This window comes from Enterococcus sp., assembly GCF_022711995.1.
Taxonomy (GTDB): domain Bacteria; phylum Bacillota; class Bacilli; order Lactobacillales; family Enterococcaceae; genus Enterococcus_D.
The window spans coordinates 57,824-66,465 of sequence record NZ_JALAHI010000030.1; the positions used below are offsets into that span (position 1 = coordinate 57,824).

The window sequence follows — 8,642 nt, forward strand, 5'->3', positions numbered from 1 at the left end:
TTCGACTATTTCCTATCACCGTTTTAGAAAAATCTTTTATTAATAAAAAAAGCTCTTAAAAAAGAGCCAATGAGCGTTTATTGATTATTGAGAGATTTCATTCATCCAGCGAAATCATTTAGATAAGCAGCAATCCGCTGACGGATCACTAAATGCTTCTCTTCATCATAGGCATCAAGGGGACTTGTCCAATGAGACGCTGAGTATAGCCAAACCGGTTTGGAACGACGTTCTTCTTTTTCCCATAGATAACGTGGAAAAACGTGTGCATGTAAAAATTGATCCGTATTACCAAGAATATCGTAGTTGACTCGTAACGGTGAGCAAGCCGCTAAAATGGCATCCCCAAGAATACTCATTGAAACGAGGAATTCCTGTCTTTCTTTAAGTGAAAACTCATTTAAGCTGCCAACTGTTTTTTTAGGCAACAAGACACAGTAACCTGGCAAAAATTGCGTATCACCAAAAACCGCAAAACCACCTATTAATTCTTTTATAAGCATTGGATTTGTACCAGTTTGACACGCTTTGATCCGATCGTTACGCCAATCCATCGAAACACTCCTTTAACGAATTATTTTATCATACAGCCAACGAATGCTAAATCCTTGGCAAAAATGATCCCACAAAAACGCACCAAAAAATGCACCTATAAGGTAAAGGGTCCAAGCCGCAAGTTCAAAGGGATTTCCAAATAAAAGCGACAGGATGCCACCACCAATGAAAAGGACTGTTCCTATCAGAAACCTGCGCCAGACAGCAGGGAGTTGCCGAATGAAGAAAGAGAACAAAAGAAAGAAAAGATAACCCAATACTTGCAGCAAATCAATAAATTGAAAATGATTGGTAATAACTTGCTTCAGAAGATCTGCCCCCATAACAAGAAGAAAGATAAAGAGCAAGTTTATCCATACTGGTGGATGCTGTTTCATGAAGACACCTTCTTATATAGTAATTATCTAGTCTGAAAACTCTTAATTAATTATAGCAGAGATTCGCAGCATTGACAGAAGATGGTGGAAAATACTTCATGCAGAAATTTTCATAATTTAAGAAAAAAGCAGAAGTAAGGTAGGTGAGATAAAACCTCCGTTACTCTAATAACAAGTGCATTGAAGGACCTCTCACTTGATAGAGATAAAAATACAGCGGGTTGTTTACCGACATAATATTATGTAAACAAAAATCGCCACCACCATAATTTTTTTGAAAGCATCTGTCTTGGGTAACACAGATCGATCATTCCCTCAATGAATGATCGAATAGCTGATCCATGATCATTCGCGGATGTATTTTGTAAAAAATACGCGATCCATACCAGCAATGATTGGACTCGTATGATCTGATAGCTGATAACCGAGTTTTTGATAAAATGAAAGTAAGCGGGTTTCTTGCAAAATCGTACTTAATTGCCATGTTTTCACAGACGAGAATTTAGCTTCGACTAACCGTAAGGCTGTTTGCCCAATCCCTTGGTTTTCATTCGCAGGCAAAATACAGATAGGAGCCACTCGTCCCACAAGCGAGGGGGCTTCTGAGAGAACGATCCGCACAAATCCGACGGCTGATCCATCCGCTTGAATCAAATAAAAATAATTATTCTCCCGTTGGTACTTTTTAGAGAAATTCTCATACGTTTCCAGATATGGGGAAGTCTTCGTATCCTGATAGTGTTCAAACAGCTGCTTAAAACTTTCTTTTTGTATCTGATACGCTATCGGTAATGTTTGGTAGGTAACTTTTTCTAACTGAATATCCACTGATTATTCTCTCTTTCATTGTTTGATTGACGACACGTTCATATCCTTCTTACTTTTTTACTGTCATGAAAATCGGGCCAAGCATTGATGCCGTCGCCTTTTTTTCGAGGAATCAAATGGATGTGCAGATGATTGACGGATTGTTGAGCGGCAGCACCATGGGCACTTAAAAAATTGATCCCCTCAAAGTTACCAGACTTCACGCAATCGGTCGCCACCTTTTTTGCTGTCTTAGTGACTTACGCCAACAAGTCTTCGTCACAGGTGAAAATAGACGTTACATGTTGTTTTGGTATCACTAATAGGTGGCCGTCTACAGCGGCATTTTTAGGAAGGATTACCATCGTCCATTGATTTTCATAAACGATTGTTCCAGGAAGCTGTCTGGTTACAATCTGACAAAAGGGACAGTTCATTTTTTTCTCCTTTTTCAATCAATCATAGCCCATTCCTTCTAAAATGATAAGCGCTTTTTTCAGCATTTGCTTAAATAAAGCACATAATATAGCTGCAAAAAGGGTTCTTTCTTCCATCTATTGATTTGTTTGACTATAATGGAAGTATCATGAAAAATGGGGGCGTCAAAATTATGCTAACAATTGCTTATATTGGCAATGGGAAAAGTACCAATCGCTATCACTTGCCATTTGCTACTAAATTATCCGATAAGATCCACGTGAAAACAATCTATTCCCGAGTGATTCGCGATACGTGGGCCAAGCTTCCGGGCACGACCTATACAACTGATATCAATGATATCTATGATGATCCAGAAATCCAATTAGTTGTTGTGGCTACGCCTAGCCATCTACATTTTGAAACAGCCAAGGATGCATTGCTGCATGGGAAAAATGTATTAGTGGAAAAACCTTTTACTGAAACCTATGACGAAGCGCAAGAACTCTTTGCTTTGGCAAAAGAAAAAGGTTTACTGGTTCAATGTTACCAAAATCGCCGTTACGACTCTGACTTTCTGACTGTTCAAAAAGTGATAGAAAGTGGTGTTCTAGGAGAATTGCTTGAAGTTGAAATGCATTTCGACTACTATCGTCCTGAAATTCCGGAAAATACGCAAGAATTCTCCATCAATGGTAGTTACCTCTATGGTCATGCTTGCCATACCATTGATCAAGTGCTGTCTTATTTTGGTGAACCAGAAACCTATCATTCAGAAGTTCGGCAACTTTTAGGTCCAAATCGCATGAATGATTACTTTGATCTAGATTTCTTCTATGGTCCGTTGAAGGTATCGATCAAATCTAGCTATTTCCGCATCAAAGAACGGCCAAGCTTTGTCGTTTATGGGAAGAAAGGGATGTTCGTCAAGCAAACCAAAGACCGCCAAGAAGAGCATTTAAAAATGTTTTATATGCCGGACCATGCGGACTTTGGCGTCGATTTGCCTGAGCATTACGGCCTCTTGACTTATTATGATGACGAAGGAGGTTACCACGAGGAAAAAGTTGTTTCCGAAGTAGGGGACTATAGCCGCGTTTATGCTGGTCTATACGAAGCTATCATCAATGGCAAGCCTAAAACAGTCAAGGACGAAGAAACATTAGTCCAAATGAAGATCCTTGAAGACAGTATCAAAGAAATCATTCCGCACTGATTCAGCAAAGAAAAAAGCTTTCTGCTTCTAAAAAATTAGAAGTAGAAAGCTTTTTTCAATTAGCGTTTTCTATTTTTTTGCTTAACAAAAGCAATATATTCCAAGATGTCCGTGATTTCTTCTTCGGTCATATCTTTGATTTGGTTGGCTACTCGCCATTGGTTTTCGTCATACTGAATTTCTTCATTAGGAACAGATTCACCTATCAATAATGGGAGTGGAACAGAAAGTGCTTTTGCCAATTTTTTCGCAGTATCTACATGGGGAGTTTTACGCTTACCATTTTCAAAGCGAGAAATTTGCGCTGCACTGACTCCAGATTTCAAAGCCAATTGATTGACGCCGAGTTGTTTTTCTTCTCGGAATTTTTTTAGATTTTCGCCAAAACTCATACCAACGCCTCACTTTTTTTCTTCTGTTCTTTTCATCATAAAGTCAAAAGAAAACAAATGCGATGAAAAGCCAGCGACTTCTTCAAAAACTGTTGTTTACAGGGAATTTATCATTTATACTATTACCTATAGGGAATGAAACGTTTAAATTTGCAAATTGTTCGTTGCTTTTGTCTTCTACCCCCAGGAGGAAAATATGATTAGAAAAGATCGAATTCTACTATTTATTGATGCTTATCAGCAGGAACAGAAGCGTTCACCGTCTATCCGCGAGATTTGTGCTCATGAGGGAATCAAGTCAACGTCGCTTATTCATCGCCATTTACTGCGAATGGAGAATAAAGGACTCATCACAAGAGAGAAGTTTCCAAAGTCCCGGACATTGCGTTTAACAGAAGCAGGCAGTAATTATGTCAATGAGTTACAAAAATCTTGTTAGGAACAAGCACTTTCAGTGAAATCACGAGGAATCTTCTCAAAGTAAAAAAGCCCTAGGGCTTTTTTATTTTGGTGCTCGATAACCAGCAGCTTTTGCTTCCCCAATCGTTTTGAACCATTCCTTTGGATTTGTTGTCTGTTCATAGCCTCTTGTACCTGGCAAATGATAAATGCCGTTTTTCGATCCTTTGATCAATCCATTTCCCTTTGCATCCACATATTCTTTTTCATCTTCAGAAGTTGATGCACTGTTTTTTGTCGTAGTGCTGGTCGTAGCGGAGGTTTCTTCAGAAAGAACGCTTGTCCCATCTTGGTAATGGATCGTTACACCGTCTTGAATATTGAAAATATAAATATTGAAGCGGATAGTGTCATCCCCAATCGATTGGGCTTGCATCTGAACACCACGAGCCACTAGTTCGTCTCCTCGGTAGATAGGGGTCACCGAATATCGAACATAATGGTTGGGGTCTTGTTCCAAGTAATACTTGATATCCATCTCATAGCGCAGCATCTCGGGATTATTTAATTGCTGCGTTCCTGTGATCAAATTCTTCCAATTGGCATTTTCTCCAGCTAAAGCAAAACCGATCAAATGCGTCCGATTATAAAGATAGCCTTTCTTCAGCTTTTTATTGTGCCAGCCAGTCGGTGTGACACTTGAGATGTCCCCGCGCTTTTCAGTAGGCATAAGCGACTGATTCAACATAGCTTCCGCAGAAGTGGCTCGATTTAAATGATCGAGGTCTCCATACTTTTCCCAGGCACCGGTTTTTGTAGAGAGGGTCTCTTGAGAGAAAGTAGGAACATTGCCGTTGATAGGAATCGTCTGTGTTCCTTGGTACACCAATTCAGCTAAATCATTTGCTGATTGAGTTTCTTTTGAAGACGTTTCTGGTACCTCCGAAGTCTGCGAAGTCCCTTTGGTTGATTCTTGTATATTTGTTTGTATAGAAGAATTGCTTGATGGGGCAGGGGTCGGTTCTTTTTGGGTTTGGGTATATAGTCCGATACCAAGGACAGCAGCCACCAAAAGACCGATCGTCCCAATAAGTTTCTTTGCCATGATATGCTCCTAACCTATGTTTTGCTCCTTTTTTGCATAACCGTCTTTGACTGACTGTTTGCCAGCAAGTTTCAATAAAAGGAGGAAAAAAATATTCTGGTCCTATCATACCACTTTTTAAATAACAGGTGAAACGAAGAATCTCATTTTTAACGGTTATTTCGTGAAGAAAGCAATAAAAATAGGGAAGTTATATAACGCAACCTTCACAAATTCACTCACCGCCAATCACAAGAAGGGGAATGCCGTTCAATGAGGAAGGATACAAGGAAAGATAAACAACAGGGAACGAAAAGAGGAGAGGGGCTGTACAATTTTTAGGGGAGGCTCTCTGGCATACCTGAGGAGAAGAAAGGGGACCCGAGCACCAGAGGGGAAATCAACCAATATCTAGCCAATCACTTAGCTAAGATGCTATACTAGAGATACATCAATAAGATACATCAATCGATGAATTTACTCACGAAAGGAGAAATGTCATATGAAAACTTATAGTGTACGTCAATATCACGGAGGTTTCCCTTTATAGAGTGATGCCTCCAAATATAATGGAGGGAATTCATGGAAAATCAAGGAATCGTTATCTTTCAAGCAAAGGATCTGGCAAAAGTCGTCTTGCCCTCAGGAGAAGAACGTTATGCCCGCGTCTCCGGGAAGTTTCGCCAGCAAGCAATAGCGTTGAAAGACTATCCCATCGTGGGCGATCGGGTGGTGGGCCATTGCTATGATCAAAATCAGTTTTTAATTGATGCCGTTTTGCCCCGAAAAAGCTTCTTGCAACGAAAGGTTGCTGGAAATCGCCTAGATGAACAAGGAATTGCAGCAAATGTCACAACTGTCTTTCTTACAACAAGCGCCAATGAAGAATTTAATCTCGCTCGATTGGAACGATTTGTCACGATTGTTTGGGATAGCGGGGCTAATCCAGTCATTGTTTTAACGAAAATCGATCAGATCGATGCAAAAGAAACAGCGGCAATCGTTGATCAGCTGAAACTGACATTTGGCTTGCCGGTGTTGGCTACCACCATTTACACTGATGAGCGGACACAATTTGACCGCTTTTTAACGCCAGAAAGCATTGTTGCTTTTATCGGCTCTTCCGGTGTTGGCAAATCCTCTTTGCTCAATCAACTACTGGGTGATGAGCGACAGACAACCAGTGCCATCCGTGAAGAAGATGGACGGGGGCGCCACACGACAACAAGCAGACAATTATTTCGTTTACCGAATGGCGCAATGGTCATTGACACTCCAGGAATGAGAGAAATTAGCTTAGAAACCGTAACTGCTTCTTCGTTGGATCGTCATTATCAGACGATTGAACGATTAGCTGAAAACTGCCGCTTTAAAAATTGTCGGCATGAAACAGAACCGAATTGCGCCGTCAAAGAAGCCTTAGCTTCCGGCGAACTCTCTCAGGAATTGTTTAACCGCTATCGCAAAATGGAGAAGGAAATGGCTTATTTGAAGCGAAAAGAAGATTTTCAAGCCCGGAAAAGAAAATAATACTACCAAGTGTTGAGACTGAGCAAAGTTCCTATTGATTCGAATCTTTTCGATTATAAAAAGAGCCGAATCAATAGGTGACTCTTGCAAAAAAGTCTTAGCGCTTTTTTTAGTGATCTTAGAAAAAAAGAAAAAATCCGCTGAACAAGTCCTGTCCAGCGGATCGAAGCAAATGGTTTGCCCCTGCCAAGGTAGCCTAATTATACGTAATCAAACAACGAAACGCAATCCCTCTTGGGAAAAGTCTCAAGAGATTAAGTCCGAAAAATTTTCTCCAAAGCTTTTCCTTTAGCTAATTCATCAATCAATTTGTCCAGGTAACGAATTTCTTGCATTAAAGGTTCTGAGATTTCTTCTACACGAACACCACAGACTACACCTTTGATCATTCTTCTGTTAGGATTCAAATTAGGTGCCTCTGCAAAGAAACGCTCCATTGATACTTCTTCAGTTATTTGATAAGACAATTCTTCTTTTGTATAACCGGTCAACCAAATAATAATCTGATCCACTTCTTCTTGGGTACGATTTTTACGTTCTGCCTTCTGTACATAGAGGGGATAAACACTTGCAAAAGGCATTGCAAATAGCCGCTGATTTCCCATTCCACACCTCCAATAAAACTGCTTTATTGACTATAGTATAGCATAGACTAACAGAAAGTCCTTAGTTGCTGATGGTAAAAGAATCAGAGAATGATCTGCCGATTTTCTTCACGAAACCCATAGACCTTTTGCCGTTCTTCACCGTCCCAGTAGAGCAGAGGCAAGTTTTTATGCAGCATTAAGCTGGTATAAAGCTCTTTGATCGATAGTGGGGGACGATTGGGTTCAAAGAATAGAACCAAGTTCCCAGAAGTATCTTGTGCAATGGTAGTAAAAGGAATCAACGTCTCCTTATGACTTAAATAAATGCCCTGATACTCTTGTTGCGTTGTGGTGGTTAATGCTGTCAGCAAATCCCGCGCCCTCATGAAAGAACCGCCTTTCTTCGTTGTTGAGACAATTGTTCAATGTCCATCATGATTTTTGTTTTCCCCCGTACAGCGTATTTACGGACAACGAATTGTTTCCGCTCATTCATTTCACCAACTGCCACTAAAAACATGCCTTCCGTGACATCTGCCAGAAACGATAAACTATGGCGATTGATCAAACAATTCGTCGTTCCTAAAGTAAAGCGGACAAGGGGCGAAGACGTAAACGTCAACAACCGGATCTTTGTCACTGTTCCTTTGATTGTTTGCATAAGGGAAGACCTCCTCAAAAATAGATTTACACCTTTTTACTAAAAGACACACTCATCTGCTGGACTGCGCTTATTCTCATTCATCCAGTGCGAACCATTTTGTGTCTTCAAAAAAGGAAATGTGGCGTATTTCATCGTAATGTATTTTGCGTCCATCAATATAAATACCTAAAGAATCATAACTTTGAATCATACCAACGACATCCGGCGGGTATAAGCCTTCTTCATTGACTTCTTCACACTGGATCGCGACTGCTCGATTTTTGATCCTGGCTAAACTCAATACATCATTGATGGCTTCGCTAGTCATGGCTGGCTTTGCTGGCCAAATAAAATGACGCTGACGCTCATCCTGTCCAACTTCTGTTGTGTGTTCCGATAAAAAAAATCCTTGCCATTTTAATTTTTTCCGATCTTCGTAGGGTTGAATCATGCCCATAAGAATCACCTCTCACCACTATAATACAAACATTAGTTCGTATTTGTAAAGCGAACAGTTCTTTAAATTTTGCCACCAAAAAACGTGACCACCTATACAAAGAAAAATGACGTGCACGTCGCTAGGGAAGCATAGGAAGTATTGTCGATACAAAGAGATCGAAAGTAGAGGGGCATAG

Annotated in this window: 12 protein-coding genes and 1 pseudogene; 3 read left to right on the forward strand and 10 right to left on the reverse strand. The window is 40.2% G+C overall.

What is annotated here, in order from left to right:
- Nucleotides 1–101: 101 nt before the first annotated feature.
- The 4 genes and pseudogenes from Q0A12_RS02560 to Q0A12_RS02575 form a co-directional block, all read right to left on the reverse strand.
- Entirely contained in the window at nucleotides 102–554 is a 453-nt protein-coding gene (locus Q0A12_RS02560; protein WP_291291145.1) for a hypothetical protein, read from the reverse strand.
- Between the two features lie 12 nt (nucleotides 555–566).
- Nucleotides 567–932: a hypothetical protein gene (locus Q0A12_RS02565; protein WP_291291146.1), complete on the reverse strand. Its 366-nt coding sequence runs from the start codon at nucleotides 930–932 to the stop codon at nucleotides 567–569.
- Between the two features lie 345 nt (nucleotides 933–1,277).
- A complete protein-coding gene (locus tag Q0A12_RS02570; RefSeq protein WP_291291147.1) occupies nucleotides 1,278–1,760 on the reverse strand; it encodes a GNAT family N-acetyltransferase in 483 nt (160 codons plus the stop codon).
- 38 nt (nucleotides 1,761–1,798) lie between these two features.
- A pseudogene (locus Q0A12_RS02575) lies at nucleotides 1,799–2,176 on the reverse strand (HIT domain-containing protein).
- A 173-nt stretch (nucleotides 2,177–2,349) separates the two neighbouring features.
- On the opposite strand from Q0A12_RS02575, the gene Q0A12_RS02580 reads away from it, so the two are divergent.
- The gene (locus tag Q0A12_RS02580) at nucleotides 2,350–3,372 is read left to right on the forward strand and encodes a Gfo/Idh/MocA family oxidoreductase (RefSeq protein ID WP_291291148.1); all 1,023 of its coding nucleotides are present in this window, start codon (nucleotides 2,350–2,352) and stop codon (nucleotides 3,370–3,372) included.
- A 59-nt stretch (nucleotides 3,373–3,431) separates the two neighbouring features.
- Here the strand turns inward: Q0A12_RS02580 and Q0A12_RS02585 are convergent, their stop codons facing one another.
- Nucleotides 3,432–3,764, reverse strand: coding sequence for a helix-turn-helix transcriptional regulator (locus Q0A12_RS02585; protein ID WP_291291149.1), 333 nt, complete (start codon nucleotides 3,762–3,764; stop codon nucleotides 3,432–3,434).
- 196 nt (nucleotides 3,765–3,960) lie between these two features.
- Here Q0A12_RS02585 and Q0A12_RS02590 point away from each other — a divergent pair, with 196 nt between their 5' ends.
- On the forward strand, nucleotides 3,961–4,203 hold the full coding sequence (locus tag Q0A12_RS02590; protein WP_291291150.1) for a LexA DNA binding domain protein: 243 nt from the start codon (nucleotides 3,961–3,963) through the stop codon (nucleotides 4,201–4,203).
- A gap of 63 nt (nucleotides 4,204–4,266) precedes the next feature.
- Here Q0A12_RS02590 and Q0A12_RS02595 read toward each other — a convergent pair whose 3' ends face one another.
- Nucleotides 4,267–5,268, reverse strand: coding sequence for a DNA/RNA non-specific endonuclease (locus Q0A12_RS02595; RefSeq protein ID WP_291291151.1), 1,002 nt, complete (start codon nucleotides 5,266–5,268; stop codon nucleotides 4,267–4,269).
- Between the two features lie 561 nt (nucleotides 5,269–5,829).
- Here Q0A12_RS02595 and rsgA point away from each other — a divergent pair.
- On the forward strand, nucleotides 5,830–6,777 hold the full coding sequence (gene rsgA, locus Q0A12_RS02600) for a ribosome small subunit-dependent GTPase A (protein WP_291291152.1): 948 nt from the start codon (nucleotides 5,830–5,832) through the stop codon (nucleotides 6,775–6,777).
- 254 nt (nucleotides 6,778–7,031) lie between these two features.
- Here the strand turns inward: rsgA and Q0A12_RS02605 are convergent, their stop codons facing one another.
- The 4 genes from Q0A12_RS02605 to Q0A12_RS02620 all read right to left on the reverse strand — a co-directional run bounded on the left by Q0A12_RS02605 (nucleotide 7,032) and on the right by Q0A12_RS02620 (nucleotide 8,464).
- Nucleotides 7,032–7,382 carry a DUF2200 domain-containing protein gene (locus Q0A12_RS02605; RefSeq protein ID WP_291291153.1) on the reverse strand — a complete coding sequence of 117 codons (351 nt, stop codon included), beginning with the start codon at nucleotides 7,380–7,382 and terminating at the stop codon, nucleotides 7,032–7,034.
- A gap of 83 nt (nucleotides 7,383–7,465) precedes the next feature.
- Nucleotides 7,466–7,750, reverse strand: a complete 285-nt coding sequence (locus Q0A12_RS02610) for a hypothetical protein (protein ID WP_291291154.1) — start codon at nucleotides 7,748–7,750, stop codon at nucleotides 7,466–7,468.
- Nucleotides 7,747–8,025, reverse strand: a complete 279-nt coding sequence (locus tag Q0A12_RS02615; protein WP_291291155.1) for a hypothetical protein — start codon at nucleotides 8,023–8,025, stop codon at nucleotides 7,747–7,749. The genes Q0A12_RS02610 and Q0A12_RS02615 overlap by 4 nt, the downstream gene beginning before the upstream one ends.
- A 76-nt stretch (nucleotides 8,026–8,101) precedes the next feature.
- Nucleotides 8,102–8,464 carry a hypothetical protein gene (locus Q0A12_RS02620; RefSeq protein ID WP_291291156.1) on the reverse strand — a complete coding sequence of 121 codons (363 nt, stop codon included), beginning with the start codon at nucleotides 8,462–8,464 and terminating at the stop codon, nucleotides 8,102–8,104.
- Nucleotides 8,465–8,642: the final 178 nt, after the last annotated feature.

Excerpts from the sequence above, each read along its gene's own strand:
- Q0A12_RS02560 (WP_291291145.1), bottom strand. The coding sequence starts at position 554 with ATGGATTGGCGTAACGATCGGATCAAAGCGTGTCAAACTGGTACAAAT.
- Q0A12_RS02565 (WP_291291146.1), bottom strand. The coding sequence starts at position 932 with ATGAAACAGCATCCACCAGTATGGATAAACTTGCTCTTTATCTTTCTT.
- Q0A12_RS02580 (WP_291291148.1), top strand. The coding sequence starts at position 2,350 with ATGCTAACAATTGCTTATATTGGCAATGGGAAAAGTACCAATCGCTAT.
- Q0A12_RS02585 (WP_291291149.1), bottom strand. The coding sequence starts at position 3,764 with ATGAGTTTTGGCGAAAATCTAAAAAAATTCCGAGAAGAAAAACAACTC.
- Q0A12_RS02590 (WP_291291150.1), top strand. The coding sequence starts at position 3,961 with ATGATTAGAAAAGATCGAATTCTACTATTTATTGATGCTTATCAGCAG.
- Q0A12_RS02595 (WP_291291151.1), bottom strand. The coding sequence starts at position 5,268 with ATGGCAAAGAAACTTATTGGGACGATCGGTCTTTTGGTGGCTGCTGTC.
- rsgA (WP_291291152.1), top strand. The coding sequence starts at position 5,830 with ATGGAAAATCAAGGAATCGTTATCTTTCAAGCAAAGGATCTGGCAAAA.
- Q0A12_RS02605 (WP_291291153.1), bottom strand. The coding sequence starts at position 7,382 with ATGGGAAATCAGCGGCTATTTGCAATGCCTTTTGCAAGTGTTTATCCC.
- Q0A12_RS02610 (WP_291291154.1), bottom strand. The coding sequence starts at position 7,750 with ATGAGGGCGCGGGATTTGCTGACAGCATTAACCACCACAACGCAACAA.
- Q0A12_RS02615 (WP_291291155.1), bottom strand. The coding sequence starts at position 8,025 with ATGCAAACAATCAAAGGAACAGTGACAAAGATCCGGTTGTTGACGTTT.
- Q0A12_RS02620 (WP_291291156.1), bottom strand. The coding sequence starts at position 8,464 with ATGGGCATGATTCAACCCTACGAAGATCGGAAAAAATTAAAATGGCAA.